The sequence below is a fragment of the Rhodospirillaceae bacterium genome (assembly GCA_016712715.1).
GTDB lineage: Bacteria > Pseudomonadota > Alphaproteobacteria > Dongiales > Dongiaceae > Dongia.
Genome location: JADJQM010000003.1, coordinates 796,286 through 815,062 on the forward strand (window position 1 = coordinate 796,286; position 18,777 = coordinate 815,062).

At 63.0% G+C, this 18,777-nt stretch carries 14 protein-coding genes and 2 pseudogenes; 1 reads left to right on the plus strand and 15 read right to left on the minus strand.

Annotation, left to right across the window (positions count from 1 at the left end):
- Positions 1-6: 6 nt before the first annotated feature.
- The 13 genes and pseudogenes from IPK59_21450 to IPK59_21510 form a co-directional block, all read right to left on the minus strand.
- Positions 7-687, minus strand: a complete 681-nt coding sequence (locus IPK59_21450; GenBank protein MBK8161204.1) for a Fe2+-dependent dioxygenase — start codon at positions 685-687, stop codon at positions 7-9.
- A 95-nt stretch (positions 688-782) separates the two neighbouring features.
- Positions 783-3,317 (minus strand): TonB-dependent siderophore receptor, encoded by a 2,535-nt coding sequence (locus IPK59_21455; protein ID MBK8161205.1) that lies wholly within the window; start codon positions 3,315-3,317, stop codon positions 783-785.
- A 166-nt stretch (positions 3,318-3,483) separates the two neighbouring features.
- Positions 3,484-4,422: a DUF4880 domain-containing protein gene (locus IPK59_21460; GenBank protein ID MBK8161206.1), complete on the minus strand. Its 939-nt coding sequence runs from the start codon at positions 4,420-4,422 to the stop codon at positions 3,484-3,486.
- Between the two features lie 84 nt (positions 4,423-4,506).
- On the minus strand, positions 4,507-5,016 hold the full coding sequence (locus IPK59_21465) for an RNA polymerase sigma factor (GenBank protein ID MBK8161207.1): 510 nt from the start codon (positions 5,014-5,016) through the stop codon (positions 4,507-4,509).
- Positions 5,017-5,102: 86 nt separating this feature from the next.
- On the minus strand, positions 5,103-6,563 hold the full coding sequence (locus IPK59_21470) for an efflux transporter outer membrane subunit (GenBank protein MBK8161208.1): 1,461 nt from the start codon (positions 6,561-6,563) through the stop codon (positions 5,103-5,105).
- A gap of 8 nt (positions 6,564-6,571) precedes the next feature.
- Entirely contained in the window at positions 6,572-8,566 is a 1,995-nt protein-coding gene (gene macB / locus IPK59_21475) for a MacB family efflux pump subunit (protein MBK8161209.1), read from the minus strand.
- A gap of 121 nt (positions 8,567-8,687) precedes the next feature.
- Positions 8,688-9,965: an efflux RND transporter periplasmic adaptor subunit gene (locus IPK59_21480; GenBank protein ID MBK8161210.1), complete on the minus strand. Its 1,278-nt coding sequence runs from the start codon at positions 9,963-9,965 to the stop codon at positions 8,688-8,690.
- 157 nt (positions 9,966-10,122) lie between these two features.
- Positions 10,123-10,940, minus strand: a pseudogene (locus IPK59_21485) (sulfite exporter TauE/SafE family protein).
- 225 nt (positions 10,941-11,165) lie between these two features.
- Positions 11,166-11,864 (minus strand): fumarylacetoacetate hydrolase family protein, encoded by a 699-nt coding sequence (locus tag IPK59_21490; GenBank protein MBK8161211.1) that lies wholly within the window; start codon positions 11,862-11,864, stop codon positions 11,166-11,168.
- Positions 11,865-11,932: 68 nt separating this feature from the next.
- Positions 11,933-12,685 (minus strand): ABC transporter permease subunit, encoded by a 753-nt coding sequence (locus tag IPK59_21495; protein MBK8161212.1) that lies wholly within the window; start codon positions 12,683-12,685, stop codon positions 11,933-11,935.
- An 8-nt stretch (positions 12,686-12,693) separates the two neighbouring features.
- Positions 12,694-13,494, minus strand: a complete 801-nt coding sequence (locus IPK59_21500) for an ABC transporter ATP-binding protein (protein ID MBK8161213.1) — start codon at positions 13,492-13,494, stop codon at positions 12,694-12,696.
- Positions 13,481-14,242 (minus strand): ABC transporter permease subunit, encoded by a 762-nt coding sequence (locus tag IPK59_21505; GenBank protein ID MBK8161214.1) that lies wholly within the window; start codon positions 14,240-14,242, stop codon positions 13,481-13,483. The genes IPK59_21500 and IPK59_21505 overlap by 14 nt, the downstream gene beginning before the upstream one ends.
- Before the next feature lie 74 nt (positions 14,243-14,316).
- Positions 14,317-15,291, minus strand: a complete 975-nt coding sequence (locus IPK59_21510; protein MBK8161215.1) for an ABC transporter substrate-binding protein — start codon at positions 15,289-15,291, stop codon at positions 14,317-14,319.
- A 174-nt stretch (positions 15,292-15,465) separates the two neighbouring features.
- On the opposite strand from IPK59_21510, the gene IPK59_21515 reads away from it, so the two are divergent.
- Positions 15,466-16,200, plus strand: coding sequence for a FadR family transcriptional regulator (locus tag IPK59_21515; protein MBK8161216.1), 735 nt, complete (start codon positions 15,466-15,468; stop codon positions 16,198-16,200).
- A 69-nt stretch (positions 16,201-16,269) separates the two neighbouring features.
- On the opposite strand, the pseudogene IPK59_21520 reads toward IPK59_21515, so the two are convergent.
- Positions 16,270-17,727: pseudogene (locus IPK59_21520) on the minus strand (histidine ammonia-lyase).
- Positions 17,728-17,826: 99 nt separating this feature from the next.
- Positions 17,827-18,717: a LysR family transcriptional regulator gene (locus tag IPK59_21525; GenBank protein ID MBK8161217.1), complete on the minus strand. Its 891-nt coding sequence runs from the start codon at positions 18,715-18,717 to the stop codon at positions 17,827-17,829.
- Positions 18,718-18,777: the final 60 nt, after the last annotated feature.

Here is an 18,777-nt window from a genome sequence, read left to right on the forward strand (position 1 = left end):
TCTCGACTAGAGATCCGCCCAACGGCGGAGGAGATTGTGATAGACGCCGGTGAGCGGCACGACCGAGGCGTGGTTCGGCACATCGACACCGACCTGCTGGATGGCACGGTCGAGATCGAACAGAAGGGTGCGCTGGCCGTCATCACGGATCATGCTCTGCAGCCAGAAGAAGGCGGCGATCCGCGTCCCCCTTGTGACGGTCGTGACAGCATGCAGGCTGGTCGAGGGATAGAGCACCATGTCGCCGGCGTTGAGCTTGACATGGTGGGTGCCGTAGGTGTCGTCGATGGCGAGTTCGCCGCCGTCATATTCTTCCGGCCCGCTCAGGAACAATGTGCAGGAGAGATCGGTCCGGATGCGCATCTCCGGCTGCAGCCCCTGCCGCACCGCGTTGTCGACATGGGCGCCGAAGCCGTCACCGGGGCCATAGCGGTTGAACAACGGGGGAAAGACGCGCGACGGCAAGGCGGCAGCAACGAAGAGCTTGTTGCTCTCGAGGGCACCCAGGATGAGATCGCCGAGTTCCTCGGCGACGGCACTTTCTTCCGGCAGTTGGGTGTTCTTTTTCACCTTGGCCGATTCATATCCGGCCGTCACCCGGCCATCGACCCACTCGGCCTTTGACAGCCGATCGCGGCAATAGGCGACCTGGTCGGGTTTGAGCACCCCAGGAATTCGCAGCAACATGTGGCAAGTCCCTCAAATTGGCTAAGCCCCGGCCGCGCGCGCGGCCGGGGTTTTGCTGTCAGTCAGTCGCTCCCAATCAGAACTGGCGCCCCCAATCAGAACTGGAAGCTGGTCGTGAGCAAGGCAGTGCGTCCCGGGCCGGGGGTCTGGAAACCACCACCGACCTGTTCGATATAGAACTCGTTGAAGATGTTGTTGACGTTGACCTGGATGTCGATGTTCTCGGTCAGGTGATAGGTCGCCATGGCATCGACCAGTATGTAATCGTCGATCTTTGATTCCGACTGATTGCCGAAACGATAGCGACGGCTGCTCATATAGGTGACGCCGGCGCCGAGATCGACGTCCCAGGGCAGCGCATAGGTGGTCCAGAACGACATCGAATGTTTGGGGACGTTGCGGAAGGTCGCGCCATCGGTGGCGGCCGTCGGTCCCTCTTCCAGGATCTTGTCCTGCATGTAGGTGTAGCCGGCGAAAACCGCCCACTCATCGGTGATGTTGCCGGCGACGCCCAGTTCGACGCCTTCGACGCGCTGCTTGCCGAGGAGGACATAGTCGGGTTCTGCGGCCGTGCCCCGGTTCTGCCGGACGCCATCGCGATCGGTGCGGAACAAGGCTGCGCTCAGCATCAGCCTTTCCTCGAACAGGTTCCACTTGGTGCCGATTTCGTAGGAGACCGATTCCTCAGGGTCGGCGCCGGCACCGTCCGAGGTAATGGCGACATCGGCCGCCAGCGGCGTGAACGACGTGCCATAGGCTGCGTAGATGCTGCCATAGGGAACCGGCTTGTAGTTGATGCCGGCCTTCCAGCTCAGCATGTTGTCGCTCTGCTCGAAATGGGTGGTGGCGCCGGTCGAAACAGTGTGCGTTGTTTGGGAAGCGTCGAACATTTCATAGCGGACGCCACCGCTGAGCTCGACCGTGTCCAGGAGGTTCATCGTCTCGAAGCCGTAGACGGCAACGGTATCGCCCTGATAGCCGATCTGGCTGGCCGGCGCCGAGGCGTCGGCGAGATCGCGGTCCGGATCCGGATCAAAAAAATCCGTGTTCGATGCGACCGACGAGTAGGTCTTGGTATCACGCTGCTCCAGGCTGTAGTCGATGCCGAGAACGAGCGCGTGATCGATATACTCGGTGGTGGTGAACTCCGCGGTCGCCGTCGTCTGGTTGTTGATCGTGAAATTGTCATAGGTGCGCAGCCCGTGGTTCACGTTGACCGTCGGAAAGGTCACGCCACTGCTGTCGGTGCGAACATGGCCGGCGATGCCATAGAAATCGTCCCATTGCACCCGGAGGATGTTGTTGAAGGTCAACCAGTCGTCGGCTTCCCACTTGGCGCGCGCCGTGATGATGTCGGAATTGGTATCCTCGGTCGCCACGTCCGCGATGTGATAGAAATTGTTCCGATCGAAATCATTGTCGATGTTGTTGCTGGCTTTGGTCGGAATGCCATAGTCGGGCACACTGCTCGCTTCGAAATGCTCGTAACCCAGGGTCACTTCGAGCGGCGTACCGAGGCCGATTGCGAGCGACGGTGCAAATCCCCAGCGGTTGCTTTCGGTGACGTCGCGCTCGGCCACTTCGTTGTGGTGCCACACACCATTGACCCGAAAGGCCATACCTTCGGCATATTCCTCCGGCGCCACCTGGTTGACGTCGATGGTGACACGGCGTGTATCGTCGGTACCGACCTGCGCGGAACCCGCATAGAAGCTCTCCAGCCCCGGCGTCTTGGTCACCTGGTTGATGCCGCCACTGATCGATCCGCGGCCGGCGGTGACCGAGGACGGTCCCTTGGTCACCTCGATCTGTTCGATATTGTAGACGTCGCGGAAGCTGCTGCTGGTGTTGTCGCGCAGGCCGTCCACCGAATTGTCGCTGCGATTGGCTTCGAAACCGCGGATGCGGAAGGTGTTGCCGCGGGTACCGCCCTCGCCCGACGCCACGGTGACGCCCGGCACGTTCTTGATGGCATCGCGCAGCGAGCTCTGACCGCGATCCTTCAACACCTTCTGTGGGACGACGACGATGGTCTGCGGCGTATCCAGCAATGGCTGGGTGTATTTGTTGGAACCGATGCGCAGCGGCTGGTAGCCCTCGCTCAATGGCGGGGCGGCTTCAGCGCTGTCCTCCACCGAAAGCGGCGCCAACTCGCCGTTGGCCGCCGTGCTGCGCTCCAGGGTCACGGTATTGTCGGCTGTCTGCCGATAGGCAAGGCCGGTCCCCGCGAGCAACGCCGCGAGCGCCTGATCCGGTGCCAGCGCACCGCTGAGCGGCGCCGAATTGAGGTCGGCGATGAGGGCCGCATCCGCGATGACGGCAATGCCGGTCGCTTCCGAGAAAGCAATCAACGCCTGGCCGAGTGGTTGGGCGGGGATGTTGAATTCGACCACGCCACCTGACTGCGCCACCTGCGTCACGAAAGTGTCCATCCGCAGGGCATCGCCGCTGGAAATCTCGCTCAGGCGCTTCTGCCAGTCAGTGCCCGGCGTTGCCTCCTCCGCCTGTGCGTGCCCCGACCCGGCGATCGCCGCCCCCCCCAGCAACATCGCCACATTGAGGTTGAACTTGCCCCCGCGCGCCCGCGCCGATTTGTGCGCAGCCCCACGCGCCCGCCCATCTTGATACATTGTTCGTCGCCCCATCCCACGGACCGGCTATTGGCCGGCTTCCCCTACAAACGCGAATTATTCGCATTTGCATCACGACCTCTAGGACGACTGCGACTGGCAGGACCATTACAAAGATTCTTAAGATTCTTTCGGTCGGACACGGTCGCTGGCCGGAGGCGACCCGTCAGGCGCTGATAAGGACCGTGAGGGCAGACCCAAAATTCAACGATTTCAAAGAGAAGGTCTCGGCGATGGCCAGCAGTGCCGCGTCTCCGCCATCGGATTTGAAGGTGCCAGTCACCAGCAAATCGTCGAGCCGCGGGTCGCCGATCAGGACACGGCCGGCACGATGGCGGTTGATGTCATCGACGACATCGACCAGCAGGGCACGGTCGAAGATCAGCCACCCGTCGCGCCAGGGGGCGATGCGATAGGCCGGCAACACACGGGGTTGCTCGACCAGGACGGGGCCAAGGGCAAGCTCGGTATTCGGCCCCATTTCCAGCGCGCCGCCGCTCTGCCGCCTGACCAGAACGCGGCCGGACTCCACCGCCACCAAGGCGCGCCGCCGCTCCAGCTTCAGGTTGAAGCTGGCTGTTGCGGCCTGCACCCTGCCAAAGGGCAGACGCAGGATTACTTCCGCGCCGGCCGCACGCTCGGTCGTCACAAACATCTGGCCCTTGCGCAGCTCAGCCATGGGATGCGGTTCGCCGGGCGCCATATCGATGGCGGAGAGGCTGTCGAGTTCGAGCGAGGCATTTGCCGCGAAAATCACGCGCCGGTGTTCGCCCCGCTCGGTCGCAACATCGCCGATGCGCCATTGGCTCCAGCCGACTGCGCCCGCCAAGGCGGAAAGACCAGCGCCCACAAGCACATGACGACGGCTTAAAACTCGCTGCGGCGCAGGGGCTATCTCGGTTCGGCGCGGATCAGGCAGCGTGTTGAGGCTGTCCCAGATGGCGCCCATCTCCTGCATCGCCGCAGCATGATCCGGCTGCTGCTGGAGCCAGTCGGCGAAGGCGACGCGCTCGGCATCCGACAAGGCCGGATCGCGCAGGCGCGCAAACCAGGTCGCGGCCTCGTCCGCCGTGGCGGCCGTGTCGGTGGGATGGGCGCGCGCCATACTGGTCCTGCCGATGATGTTCCCTTGTCCCTAATAGACGAATGGGGACGAGATCCGATTACTCCAGGTGGGAAAAAATTTTGCCTAGCTGCCATTGCCCCGATGCCGCAGCAGCGCCGCACGGCAATGGGCCAGCGAACGCACCATATGAACCACCACGGTATTCTTCGCAATTCCGAGGCGCGTGGCGATCTCGGCATAGCTCAACTGGTCGATCTTGTGGAGCAGGAACACCTCTCGTCCACGCGGTGGCAGGCTGGCGATCGCCTGTTCCAGGACCCGGAGTTCCTCGCGCGATAAAGCGCTGCGCTCGGCCGAGGGCTGTGGATCGGCAAAATCCGCGATCGCCTGTTCCTCGCCGGTGCTGGTCTGCTGGCGGCGACGGTGGCGGTTGTGATCGATGGCGAGATTGGCTGCCGTGCGGAAGAGATACGCCCTGGCGTCGACGGCATCCGGGGCGTGATCCGAGCGCATCACCCGATAGAACGCTTCCTGTGCCAGGTCTGCCGCTGCCTCCTGGCTCGCGACGCGGCGCGTCAGGAACAGGCGCAAGTCCTTGGCATATATGCGAAAAAGGTTGTCGAAATCGATCATAGGTGCGGCCGGACTTCTCCACCGGGTGAGGTGGCCGCAATCTATCGATAATGCGAATTAGTCGCAATAAACTTATCAGGCGGGTTTCAGCCAGCGGCTGCCTTCTGGTCTTGCCAGCCGCCACCCAGTGCCTTGTAGAGGGTGACGATGGCCTGGAGTTGCTGCAGTTTGATCTGGCTCAGCGCATCCTGGGCGTCGAACAGGGTGCGTTGCGCGTCAAGGAGGGTGATGAGGTCGTCGGTACCGCCCTTGTAGCGCGCGCTGACGATGCGGAAGGCGATGTCGGCCTGCTCGACCTGGACCTGCTGCAGGCGATACTGCTCATCCAGCGCATCGACGGCGCCCAGCGCATTCTCGACCTCCGAAAACGCCGTGATGATGACGCTGCGGTAGCTGAGGATCAGTTCCTTGCGCTGCGCCTCAGTAAGATCGGCATCCGCCGCCAGTTTTCCGCCATCGAAGATCGGCTGCATGATGCTGCCGGCAACGCTGTAAGCGGCGCCGGCCGGCCCGAACAACGTGGAGAGCACCGCGGTCTCCAGGCTGAGCGCGCCGGAGAGATCGACACTGGGCAGCATGGCAGCCCGCGCCGCCACGACATTGGCGTCCGCTGCGGCGAGATTGGCCTCGGCCTGGGCGATGTCCGGCCGGCGTTGCAGCAGGGCGGAGGGGATGCCGCTGGTAATCGGCGGGACCGGGAGTTCCGTGAGGGACCTGCCCATGATCTTGAGGTCTTCCGGGTTGCGCCCAAGCAACACAGCCAGCGCATTGAGGCTTTCGCGCTCCTGCTGGATGAGTGGGGCCAGAACTGCTTCCTGCGCCGCCACCACGCCGGTCTGCTGTGCGAGATCCGCTGGCGACACCGCGCCCAGCCGCGCCTTCGCCTCCACCACGCGCAGCACGTCGCGGGCATTGGCGAGGTTGTTGTCGGCGATGGCGATCTGATCGCGCAAAGACAGGATCTGCAGATAGGTGGTGGCGACCGCGGTGGTCGCGGTCAGCGCCACGGTTTGCTGGTCGTATTCGCTGGCGCGGAGCGATTCCTGTGCTGCCGTCCGGTTGGCGCGGTTGCGGCCCCAGAAATCGACCTCATAGGAGGCCGAGAGCGAGAGGCCGTAGGATTCGGTATGCAGCGACGAGCCGCTGCTGCCGCTTGAACTGCCGTTGCTGTTGCCGCTGCTGCCGGAATTGCGTTCCTTGGCGGCGGCACTCTCATCAAGTGGGCCATTGCGCGAGACATCCGCACCCAGGGAAAGCTGCGGCCAAAGGCTGGACGACGTCGAGCGCATTTGTGCCTCCGCCTGTTCGACCCGGGCGGCGGCCATGCCGATGTCGAGATTGTCGGCCTTGGCGGCGAGAATGAGGCTGTCGAGTTCGGGACTGCCGAAGCGGCGCCACCAATCGGCGGCCGGCCAGATCTCGGCTGTGGCGGGCACCGGTGCCACCCAGGCGACCGGCGTCTTGATCGGCGGCTCGGTCGGATCGGCGAGCAGATCGCAGCCGGCGAGCAGCAGGGTCGAGGCGAGCAGGACGGATAGGAGACGCATCGTTGTTCTCATTCGCTGGCCAGTGCTTTGACCGGATTCATGCGGGCGGCCTTGATCGCGGGCGCCATGCCGAAGACGAGGCCCACGGCGGCGGCGCAGGCAAAGGCCAGCACGATGGTCGGCACGGAAAACTGGATGCTCATGCCGAAGGCGCCGATGATGATGGCGGCGATGATGCCGAGCGCCACACCGATGAGGCCGCCGAGCGCCGAGACGATCACCGCCTCCACCAGGAATTGCTGCAGGATGTTGCGTGTGCGGGCGCCGGTCGCCATGCGGATGCCGATCTCCCGCGTGCGTTCGGTGACGCTCACCAACATGATGTTCATGACGCCGATGCCGCCCACCACCAGCGAGATGGCGGCGATCGAGCCCAGCAGGATGGTCATGGTGCCCGCGGTGGCGGTCGCCGCCTCGACGATCGCCGCCATGTTGCGCACCTGGAAGTCTTCCAGCCGGTGGCGGTCGATGAGCAGTGCCGTGATCTTGGCCTGCGAATCCTCCATCATCGATTCATCGGCGACCGACACGGTGATCGAGCGCAATTTGGTCTGGCCGAACAGGCGCAGACTGGCCGTGCTCAGCGGCACGAAGACATTGTCGTCCATATCCTGGCCGAAGGCGGCGGCACCCTTGGGCGCCATCACGCCGATGACCTGGAACGGCACATTGCTGATGAGCACCACCTGCCCCACCGGTTCGACGCCAACGGGGAAGAGGTTCTTCACCACCGTCTGGCCCAGAACGGCGACGGCAGCGATCGCGGTCACGTCTTCATCTGTGAAGAAGGTGCCTTGCGCCATCTTCCAGTCGCGGATGATCGGCAGGCCGTCATTGGTGCCGGTGACCTGGGTCAGGTAATCGGCATTACCATAGCGCAGGGTGACGCTGCCATTCATTTCCGGCACCGCGGCACGGATGTTGGAAAGTGTCTCGATCGCATCGGCATCGGCCGCCACCAGCGAGGTGACGCCGGCGGCCGAGGGGCCGCGCTGGTTCGGCATGCCCGGGCGGATGACAAGCTGGTTGGAGCCCATGGCATTGATGCGCGCCATCACGTCCTGCTTGGCGCCCTCGCCCACCGCCATCATGGCGACGACCGAGCCCACGCCGATGACGATGCCGAGCAGGGTGAGGATCGTGCGCAGCAGGTTGCGGCGGAGCGCGCGAAGCGCCATCTTGGCGGCCTCGCAGGCATCGGCGAGAAGACCGATCCGGCCGGTGCCGGCCAGCGCAAAATCGCCGCTGGTCGCAGGGAGACTGGCGAGATCACGGGTGCCGCTGTCGGATGAAATGACACCATCGGCGATTTCGATGAGCCGGTCGGCATGGGCCGCGACGTCATGATCATGGGTCACCAGGATGATGGTATGACCGGCGTCGGCCAATTGCCGCAGCAGGGCCATCACCTCGGCACCGGAGCGACTATCAAGCGCGCCGGTCGGTTCGTCGGCGAGGATGATGCGTCCGCCGTTCATCAGCGCCCGGGCGATGGAGACGCGCTGCTGCTGGCCGCCGGAGAGCTGCATCTGCCGGTGATCGAGACGGTCGGCGAGGCCCAGACCGGTGAGCAGCATCTCGGCGCGTTCATGCCGGTCGACTCGCGCAAGGCCCGCATAGATGCCGGGGATCTCGACATTCTCCAGCGCGGTCGCGGTGCCGATGAGGTTGTAGCTCTGGAACACGAAGCCGAAGGCGTCGCGGCGCAGTTCGGCCAATTCGTCGCGGTCGAGGTCGGCGGTGTTACGCCCGCCGAAGGCATAGCTGCCGGAACTCGGCTGATCGAGACAGCCAAGGATGTTCACGAGCGTCGACTTGCCGGAACCCGACGCACCCATGATGGCGACGAATTCGCCCCGATGGATGGCGAGTGAGACGCCATGCAGCACCTCCACCGCATAGCCGCCGCCGGTGACATAGGTCTTGCGCACATCGCGGATGTCGATGAGCGGCGTTACGCCCAGCTGCGGTAGCGCTTCTTCGGGAAGGCGAGCAATGTTCATGTTCGAAATTCTCGACCGTCATGCCCGGGCTTGGCCCGGGCATCCACGAGTTTGCGAGTGCGATAGAGAAAGTCGTGGATCCCCGCACCAAATGCGGGGATGACGGTGATAGGGAGCTTCATCACGGAAAGCCCCGCAACGCGCTGCGGTTGCCGCCGGGGGCGGCGGCTTCCTCGCTGTTGCGCTGGCCGACCACCACCCTGTCGCCGGGCGCCAGGCCTTCCAGCACTTCGGCGACACTGCGGTTCTTGACACCGATCTTCACATCGCGTGGTGCGAAACTGCCGTCGGCCTGGGCGAGGAGCACCTGATGGGTCTTGTCAGGTCCCGAGCGCAAAGCGACGCTGGGCACGGTGATCGCGTTCTTGGCTTCCGCCACCATGAAGGTGACCTGGGCGCTCATCTGCGTCATCAGGCGCTGATCGGGATTGGCGACGTCGAACAGCGCGTTATAGAGGATGACGCCGTTTACCTCTTCAGGTGTTGGCAATATCTGGTGCAGCACGCCGCTCCAATTGCGTTCCGGCTGGCCGAGCGTGGTGAAGGTCGCAACCATGCCGAGATCAAGACGCGAAATATCCGCCTCCGACACCTGGGCTTTCACGGTCATCGTGTTGAGATCGGCGATCCGCATCAGGAGCGGCGCCGATTGATTGGCGTTCAAGGTCTGGCCGAGACGCGCATCCAGGCTCACCACCGTACCCGACATGGGCGCGAAGATGCGGGTGTAACCGAGATTGGCCTCGTCACCCTCAAGCTCGGACTGGGTCTGCTGGATCTGCGCCTTGATAGCGGCGATCTGGGCCTTGGCGGCACGGAGATTGGCATCCGCCGTGTCCAGCGCATCCTGGCTGGTCGCGTCCGCAGCCATCAGGCCGGACTCGCGCTTGAATTGTTCGCTTGCGAGCTGAAGCTGCGCCTGGCGCTCGTCAAGCTGAGCGCGGAGATTAAGCAATTGCGCCTGGTTGGCGGCGACCTGGGATTTCAGGACGGCAGCGTCGAGCTCGGCCAGGAGTGCGCCTTTTTCCACCTCGTCGCCGACATCGACCGGGAGATTCACGATCTGCCCGGAGACTTGGGCGCCGACATCGACATAGTCGCGTGGCTCGATTTCGCCGACCGCAGAGACCGTATCCGTAACGTCGCCTACCGCGACGTCGGCAAGAATGTACTGGCTGCCGGGCGCGGCTTTTTCGCGGTTCATGAACCAATAGGTGCCACCGCCGGCACTGAGCACGAGCAGCGCAAGGACCACCCAGGGCCAGCGCGCAGGCCTGCGCCGGATGCGCGGCGCGTGAACACCCGGCGTGAAACCGGCGTTCAGAATCGGGTCGGCACGGCTGGTGCTGTCCAGCGGCTTGCCGGGGCGGATGGTTCGAGACTCTGGGGTAACGGTCATGATGTTCCGGTGTCAGATGATCCTGGGTCAAACCCAACCCATTGATCGCGTGACAGAATTGGCTGGACGACCGGAACGGATCGTCATCTGGCGGCCTGTCGGCGGCGCGAGCAATGCCAAGATAGCACGGGCAGAAGTCGGATTCCCTGCGCAGCTTTCAGCCGAGGAGGGTCAGACACATTTTGACACCGGTGGCGCCGAGGAAGAGTGCGAAGGCTTTGCGCAGGAGGCCGACCTTCATGGTATGGGCGGCACGGCGCCCCAGGGGGCGAGCAGGAGCGAACTGGGCACGATCGCGGCAAAGCCGATCAGGCTGACATAGCCCAGCGAGAAGGGCGGCAAGCCTTCTGCCTGCCAGCCGTTGATCGCGAACCCGACGGTGCCGGGCACAGCGATGATAAGGCCGATCGCCGCCGCCGTGCCGATGGCGCGGCGGAGCGGGAAGTTGAACAGCGAGAGGATGGGGACTGAGAGTGTCCCGCCGCCGATGCCCATCAGGGTCGAGAGCGTGCCGATCACGACGGCAATGAGACTGCGCCAGGGCTGGCGCGGGAGATCGTCGCGCAGGCGCGCCCCTTCCGGCGTGAACATCATATGCGCACAGACAATGAGCGCCACCGCCCCGAAGATGCCGGTGAGCGCCGCGCCGTCGATCCAGGCCGCGATGATGACGCCGATGAGAACGCCGATGGCGACAGCGGGCGCCCAGCTTTTGAGCAGGCCGGTATCGACCGAGTTACGTTTGTGATGCGCGCGCAGCGAGATGATGGAGGTGGGGATGATGGTGGCGAGCGACGTGCCGACCGCCAGATGCGCCCGCACGCTCTCATCAATATCAAGAAAATCGAACACGTAGAACAGCGCCGGTACGATGACGATGCCGCCACCGACGCCGAGCAGGCCGGCGAGGAAGCCGGACAGGCAACCGACCGCCGCCAGCGCCGCAATGAGCAGCGCCATTTCGGTGGGAGTCATATCGAACAAGGGGGACCTCAGACTACTCGGACAGCACGCCGATTAAAATGCACGGGAGTTGCCGGTGATGCACGCCCCCTCTCCCCTCGCGGGAGAGGGTCGGGGTGAGGGGGTGCATCAACGCGCTCGTTACCGCCACCCCCTCACCGCTCGCTCCGCTCGCCGCCTCTCCCGTCCGTCTGCGACGGCCGACATGCGTCGGCGGGGGAGAGGCAAACAATCGCCTTACCCGACCTTGATCTTGATTTCGCCAATGCCCTCGACCGTGCCGAGCATCTCGTCGCCGCGCACGACGGGGCCGACACCGGCCGGGGTGCCGGTATAGATGAGGTCGCCGGCTTTCAGGTCGAACAGGCCCGAGAGGTAGGAGATCATCTCCGGCACTTTCCAGATCAGCTGGTCGAGATCGCCCTTCTGCTTCACCGCCCCGTTGACCTTGAGCGTCACAGCACCCTTGGCCGGGTGGCCGATTTCGCTCGCCAGCACCAGTTCCGAGCACGGCGCCGAATATTCAACCGCCCTGCCAACTCCCCAGGGACGGCCGGCCTTCTTGGCCTCACCCTGCAGCTCGCCCCGCGCCATGTCGAGACCGACGCCGTAGCCCAAAATATGATCCAGCGCCTTCTCGATCGGAATGTCCTTGCCGCCGGATTTCAGCGCGATGACCATTTCCAACTCGTGATGCACGTCGTTGGATTTGTCCGGATAGGGGAACACACCGCCCGAGAGCACCAGCGTGTCGGGGTTCTTCTGGAAAAAGAACGGCGCTTCGCGGTTGGGATCATGGCCCATCTCGATGGCGTGGTCGGCATAGTTGCGCCCCACGCAATATATCCGGTGCACCGGGAACACCTTGGTTGAGTTGCGGATCGGGAGATGCGGGACCGCGTGGGGCGGAAAGGCATAGCTCACATTGGGGTTCATCGCGGTCATCTTCTTACTCCTGCATGCTATTGAACGTGGATTTCGACATAATCATCGGGCGGCGCCTGCTATCGCTTCGCCGCGTAATAGGCGACGCGGCGCTCGAGATAGGCGAGAACTTCCGAGATGGAGAACGCCATGGCGAACAGGACCACCAGCACGGCCCAGAAATGTGTCATCAGGAAGTTCGAGGAATAGAGCTCGAACAGGGCTCCGAAGCCGACGATCGAGATCAGCAACTGCCCGATGATGACGCCCTTCACCGCACGGATAACACCGATGCGCACGCCGCCCAGAATTTCCGGCAAGGCCGCCCAGAAATAGATCTTGAAGAAGGCTTCCAGCGGCTTGGCACCGAAGCTGCGGGCCATCTCGACCATCGAGCGGTTGATCTGCATGACGCCCGCCCGCGTGTTCAGGATGATGATCCAGATCGCAAACAGCGTCGTCGTAATGATGATCGACGTCATGCCAAAGCCGAAGAGGACCATGAGCACGGGCACCAGCGCCGTCAGCGGTGCGCTGAGGAAGATGTTGACCCAGGGCAGGATCATTTCATCGAGCAGCCGGCTCTTGCCGATCAGGATGCCGACCGGAATGCCGATCACGATCGATGCGACCACACCGCCGAAGAAGGCATAGGCGGTTTCTGACAATGCCTTCAGAAAGGCCGGGGTACCGATGATGTCAAACAGCGTGACGATGACGTGGGAAAGTGGTGGGATGAAGAAGGTCAAATCGACACGGCCGATGATTTCCCACAGCAGCGCCCAGATGACGAGCGACGACATCGCTGGCAGCCTTAGTCCGAATGCTGTCATCTCGTCCTCTACTCGACGTAATTGCGCAGCGACGCCCAGATCCGGTCAATGATGTCCAGATATTCCGGGTCCCGGCGGATGTTGGCAGCGTCCTTGTGGCGAAAGCTCGAGGGTCGGATCACTTCCGAGACGCGACTCGGGCGCGGCAGCAGGACCGCGATCTGATCGGACACATAGACCGCTTCCTCAATGGAATGGGTCACGAATATGAAGGTCTTCTTCTCCTTTTGGACCAGTTCCAGCATGTCTTCCTGGAACTTACGGCGGTTCTGCTCGTCGACCGCCGAGAAGGGTTCATCCAGCAACAGGACCTGTGCATCCACGGACAACGCGCGTGCCAGACCGACCCGCTGACGCATGCCGCCCGAGAGTTCATGGGGATAGCTCTTCTCAAATCCGGCGAGGCCCACATTCTTGATGTATTTTTCGGCAATCGCCTCACGTTCCGATTTCGCGGTCCCGCGCAGCTCCAGGCCAAAGGCGACATTGCGCATGACATTGGCCCAGGGCAGCAGGGCGAAATCCTGGAAGACGAAGGCCCGGTCCGGGCCAGGTCCTGCGACCTTGACGCCATTGACCTCGACATCGCCCGAATCCGCCTTGAGCAGGCCGGCGATGATTTTGAGAAGCGTCGTCTTGCCGCAACCGGATGGCCCGAGCAGCGATGTCAACTGGCCGCGCGGAAACTCCAGCGACAAATCGCGCAAGGCTTCGACCTTGCCGTATCCCTTGGACACATTGCGCACGGACACGGCACTCTCGGGAGCGACGACCTGCAGGTTGTCGTAGGACTTTTCAATCTGATGCATAGCCACGGTTGTTTCCTGCAAACAAGAAGTTTTCAAATCGCTCAAGCACGTTCAGAAACACGACCGCCAGCGCGATGATCGAGAAAATCGCCGCATACATGCTGGGGTAGTCAGCGATCGAGCGGCTATAGGTGATGATGTCGCCGACACCTGTCGGGGTGATCTTCAATTCGGCCAGAATGGCCCCGATGAACCCCGCCGAAATGCCCAACCGCAAGCCTGAGAAAATGACCGGCGACGCGGCGGGAATGATGATCTTGAGAATGACGTCCCGATCGCTTGCCAGAAATGAGGTCGCCATCTCCTTGATCGAGGCCGGGGTGTTGCGGACCGCGCCGCTGGTGTTCAATACGATCACCGGCATCGCCATGATGCAGACGACGAAGACCTTTGACGTGAGGCCGATGCCGTAAGCCATCACCAGCAGCGGAATGAGGGCGGCCAAGGGTGCTGCCTGCATGACGATGAAAACCGGCGAGAATAGCCAGTCGAAGCGCTGGCTGAGGCCAATCCAGAGTCCAAGGCCGATGCCGAAGACGGCCGAGATAGCTATGCCGACGACCAGGGGCTTCAGGGTCTCGCCATATGCGACGAAGATCCTGCCGTCCAGCGTCATCGCGAGGAGGGCCTGCATCGCTTCGAGAAATGTCGGGAAGGCGAAGCTTACCGGAATTCTGCCCGCAATCTCCCACGCCCCGAACACGATGAGCGCAGAGAGGAGCTTGAGGAGCAGTGGTCTGTGTTTCATGCGCGAGCCAACTTTGCCGTCTGGAAATAACGGCGGCCATCCGGCGGACTGCCGGCATGGCCGCCGTCCGTTGCCTACTTCAATGCCGCGTCGAGCGGCGCGAAGTACCAGAAGTCATCGATGTTGAGCGTCTTCGGATCGCCCTCAAGCTGGCCGGCGCGGGTATACCACTCCAGATCCGCCGTCGCCGCCTTCCGGCCGCCGCCATTGGGGTCATAGAGACCGCCTTCGACGGCTTCCGCGTAGAAGCCATCCAGTTCATCGAGGACTTCCTTGGGCAGCTGGCCGATGGGACCTTCCGGGTTGGTTTCGCGGCGAATGATGGTCGGATCCTTCGCCATGTCCTGCCAGACGCTGACCAGGGCCTTTACGAAGATGTTCACCTGTTCTTCGTTCGACTTGATCCAATCGAGATTGGCGAACAGGGCCTCGTCGCTGGCATCGACATCGAACATTGGCAGGGAGTGGAACTTGTCCGGAGCTTCCTTGACGATCTTGTTCTTGTTGGAGATGTCGAGAATGGTCGCTTCGCCCTGGCCGGCCAGCAGTGCTGCGACGCGATTGCCGGAACCCGGCACATAGGAGCGTTCGCCGAACTTGATGCCTTCGCGTTCTTCAATGACGTTGGCAATGGAATCGGTGCCGCCGCCGCGCGAATGCAGCATGATGGGCTCGCCGTTCAGATCCTTCAGCGTCTTGTATTTCATGGTCGTGACCGGGAAGAACTTCAGCTTCGAGAGCTGGAACACGATCCTGACCGGCGCCTTCGACCGCTGCATGATGGCATAGGGCGTGCCGAAGCCGATATTCATCTGCCCGCTGAGCACGGCCTGAATAGCCAGCTCTTCGTCGGCAAAGGCCGTCCATTCATAGTCGAGGCCGGCGGCCTTGGCCCGGTCCAGGGCCACAAAGAAGGCGGCCATCTCGTCAGATGGCGTTTCGGCGAGGGCGATCTTGAGCGTTTCGGCCTGAGCCGACGACATCATCAGCCCGACCGCTAATGCTGTTGCGCTGACGAAACCCGCGAATCTCTTCGATAGAGTCTTCATTTCATCCTCCCACGGACGGTTTGGCGCCTTGCTGGCGGTGGTTCTTTCTGAACCAATTGCAGATTGGTTATATTTGGTTTTGACTTAGAGTCAACTGGGCACGGATAAATCGCTTGAAAGCCCGCCGTGTTTCGGGGATATTCGCCAAACCAATCATCAAATTGGTTTTGACCGATGACTTCAGGACTTGCCGAAGACGGTGGCGCCCTCACGCAGCTCCGGGCCTATCTCGCCCAGATGGAATTGCCGCCGGACAGCCGCCTGCCGCCCGAACGCGACCTCGCTTTGACGCTGGGTGTGAGCCGCGCTGAGCTGCGCAAAGCGCTCGCCACGCTGGAAAGCGAGGGGCAGCTGTGGCGCCATGTCGGCAAGGGCACCTTCGTCGGCAGCCGCCCCATCGACACGCTGGCCGACATCGCCGCCATCACCCGTCGTACCAATCCGACCGAGGTGATGCGCACGCGCCTGTTGCTGGAACCGGAGGTGACGCGCGCCGCGGCTCTCATGGCGACGTCCGGCCAGATCGCCGAGATGCGCACCTGCCTTGCCAAGATGAAGAACGCGCAGACCTGGCGGCAATATGAGGCGTGGGACAACCGCCTCCACCGCGTGGTGGCAGAGTCCAGCCAGAACTCGCTGTTGCTGGCCTTGCTCGACACCTTGAACGCCGTGCGCCGCGCGGTGGTGTGGGGGCGCTTACGTGCCAACAAGGTGAAGCCCGATCCCGACCATCACAGTTTTGCCGAACATGAGGCGATCGTGGCGGCGATCGAGGATCGCGACATGGACCGCGCCGCCGGCGCGATGCGCCGCCACTTGCAAAGCGTCGAACGCAAGCTGATGAAATCGGACAGCGACGAAGGTCAGCCGACAGGGGTATCCAACGCCGATCTGGCGCTGGCGCGCTAAGAGGTCTTTCGGCAGAGTCGCCGCCACTGTCTCGCCCCAGGCGCTCTCACCCATGCGCTTTGCCACCAATGCAATATCCGGCGAGAGGAAGCGGTCCTCGTTATAGGGCGCAATCTCCTGGCGCAAGATTGCATAGGCGGCCTCGGTGCCGCGGCCGCGCTTCAAGCCCGGATAGAATTCCATCGCCTGGGCCGCCAGCAGATATTCGATGGCGAGGATGTGCCGCGTATTGGCGATGACCTGCAGGCATTTCAGCGCCGACGGCGTGCCGAGGCTCAAGTGGTCCTCCTGCTGCGCCGAGGTGATGTAATTGTCGGTGACATAAGGATGCGAGAGCAGCTTGTTCTCGGCCGCCAATGAGGCTGCCGCATATTGCGCGATCATCATGCCGGAATTGACGCCGCCTTCCGCCACCAGGAAGGCCGGCAAGGTGCTGACCGCCGGGTTGATCAACCGGTCCAGGCGACGTTCCGCGACGGAACCCAGTTCCGCACTCGCCATGGTGAGGAGATCCATCGCCATGCCCAGGCTCTGCCCATGCGGATGCGCATTGGAGATGACGCGGTAATCGTCAGGCGTGCCGATCACCAGCGGGTTGTCGGTGGCCGAACCCAGTTCCACCTCGATCTGGCGGCGGACATGGTCGATCTGGTCGCGCGTGGCGCCATGGATCTGCGGAATGGAGCGGATGGAGAGCGCATCCTGGGTGCGGAAACCCTGATACTTGGCAACGATCTCACTCTCTGCCAGCAGCGCCCGCAAGCGCTTGCCGACATGGAGGAGGCCCGGATGCGGCTTCAGCGCCAGCACCGCTGCGTCATAGGCGGCAAGCTGGCCCTTCAAGGCCTCGAAGCTCATGGCGCCTATGATATCGGCCCAATCGGCGAGCTGCTCGGCCTCGGCCAAGGCAAGGCAGGCGAGCCCTGTCAGACAGCGCGTGCCGTTGACCAGGCACAAGCCATCCTTCGCGCCAAGCTCGATGGGTGGCAGGCCCGCCATCTTCAGCGCTTCATTGGCCGGCATCTGCTTGCCATCGACGACAACATCGCCGATGCCGATCAGGGCGAGGCCGATATGGGCACCATGAACGATGTAGCCGACCGACCCCTGGGACGGCACAACCGGCGTGATGTTGTGATTGAGCAGCGCCGCCAGTTGACTGACCACCGCGACATTGACGCCGGATTTGCCGTGGCACAGATCGTTGATCAGCGATGCCATGATGGCCCGGGTGGCCGTGATGGAGAGCGGCACGCCCACGCCGCAGGCATGGCTCATCAGTGTGTTGCGCGACAGCTGCGCCTGCTGTGCGCCGGTCAGCATGATCTCGGACAGCGCGCCAAGCCCGGTGCTGATGCCATAGGCGCGTTCGCCGCTGGCAATGATGCGCTCGACAATCGCGCGGCCGTTCTTGAGCTGGGCGATCGCCGCACTGCCAATGCTGATCTGCGCCGCACCCTGGGCAACGGCAACCAACTGCTTGTAGGTGAGCGCACTGTCGCGCCGTTCCAACGTCACTGCCGCCATGATCCCGCTCCGCTTGTCTTGACTGTACCTGTATATACAGGTGGCGAAATCGCGGCAAGCATCGCCGGATGAGCTTTCCGAACAGGGCAATGCGATCCGTTACTTCTCGCGTGCGAAGGCCACGAAGGCGGCGGCCAAGGGCGATTGGCGGGCCGCGTCCAATTGGGCCAGCACGACCCGCTGCGGCGCCAGCTTTTCCGTGATCGGACGGCAGGCGATGGCAACACCGTCATAGCTGCGGTCGCCAGCGGGGCGTGTGCAGGACAGGGCCACACCTGCACCATGGGCCACCAGGCCGCGCTGCATCTCGAATGTCTGGGTGTATTGGCTGACCCGCGGCTGATGCCCATGGGCCCAGAACAACGACATGAAATACTCGCGCGACTGGGCCATGTCCTCAAGGATCAGCTTCTCCTTCGCCAGCGCCGCCAGCGAGACACTGCGGCGCCTGGCCAAGGGATGCGTCGCCGGCAGCAGCGCATAAGGCGGCAGTTCGGCCAGTACCCAGCGCTTGATATCGGCTTCGATGCCCAGTTCATAGGTGACGGCCAGCTCGCTGCGGCCGCCGACCAGGCTTTCGCGCACGGCGGTGAAATCGCCTTCGAACAGATCGACGATGGCATCCGGATGCAGCTTGCGGAAACCGGCGAGCAGGCGCGGCAGGATATAGGGCGCGAGATCCTTGAAGCAGCCCAGCGTCAGGCGCCCCTTCAAGGGACCAGCCGGCGGAATGGCGGCGCTCGACATCTGCGTCGCAAGCGACAGGAGGGCGCGCGCCTGGTCGAGCAGGATGCGGCCGGCCGGGGTCAGCGTCAGGCCATGGCCGGCGCGGCGATGGAACAGTTTCTCGCCCAGCAAAGTTTCCAGCTGGCCGATTGCCATCGACATGGCCGGCTGCGCCACGTGCCGCGCCCGCGCCGCAGCGCTCACATTGCCGTGCTCGGCGGTGGCAACGAAGTAATCGATCTGGCGGAAGGTGAATTGTATCATTAATACCTTATATCTCTCTATCAAGATCATCTATTTCTCATGATGCCCGGCATCTGGCAA

Excerpts from the sequence above, each read along its gene's own strand:
- IPK59_21450 (MBK8161204.1), bottom strand. The coding sequence starts at position 687 with ATGTTGCTGCGAATTCCTGGGGTGCTCAAACCCGACCAGGTCGCCTAT.
- IPK59_21455 (MBK8161205.1), bottom strand. The coding sequence starts at position 3,317 with ATGTATCAAGATGGGCGGGCGCGTGGGGCTGCGCACAAATCGGCGCGG.
- IPK59_21460 (MBK8161206.1), bottom strand. The coding sequence starts at position 4,422 with ATGGCGCGCGCCCATCCCACCGACACGGCCGCCACGGCGGACGAGGCC.
- IPK59_21465 (MBK8161207.1), bottom strand. The coding sequence starts at position 5,016 with ATGATCGATTTCGACAACCTTTTTCGCATATATGCCAAGGACTTGCGC.
- IPK59_21470 (MBK8161208.1), bottom strand. The coding sequence starts at position 6,563 with ATGCGTCTCCTATCCGTCCTGCTCGCCTCGACCCTGCTGCTCGCCGGC.
- macB (MBK8161209.1), bottom strand. The coding sequence starts at position 8,566 with ATGAACATTGCTCGCCTTCCCGAAGAAGCGCTACCGCAGCTGGGCGTA.
- IPK59_21480 (MBK8161210.1), bottom strand. The coding sequence starts at position 9,965 with ATGACCGTTACCCCAGAGTCTCGAACCATCCGCCCCGGCAAGCCGCTG.
- IPK59_21490 (MBK8161211.1), bottom strand. The coding sequence starts at position 11,864 with ATGAACCCCAATGTGAGCTATGCCTTTCCGCCCCACGCGGTCCCGCAT.
- IPK59_21495 (MBK8161212.1), bottom strand. The coding sequence starts at position 12,685 with ATGACAGCATTCGGACTAAGGCTGCCAGCGATGTCGTCGCTCGTCATC.
- IPK59_21500 (MBK8161213.1), bottom strand. The coding sequence starts at position 13,494 with ATGCATCAGATTGAAAAGTCCTACGACAACCTGCAGGTCGTCGCTCCC.
- IPK59_21505 (MBK8161214.1), bottom strand. The coding sequence starts at position 14,242 with ATGAAACACAGACCACTGCTCCTCAAGCTCCTCTCTGCGCTCATCGTG.
- IPK59_21510 (MBK8161215.1), bottom strand. The coding sequence starts at position 15,291 with ATGAAGACTCTATCGAAGAGATTCGCGGGTTTCGTCAGCGCAACAGCA.
- IPK59_21515 (MBK8161216.1), top strand. The coding sequence starts at position 15,466 with ATGACTTCAGGACTTGCCGAAGACGGTGGCGCCCTCACGCAGCTCCGG.
- IPK59_21525 (MBK8161217.1), bottom strand. The coding sequence starts at position 18,717 with ATGATACAATTCACCTTCCGCCAGATCGATTACTTCGTTGCCACCGCC.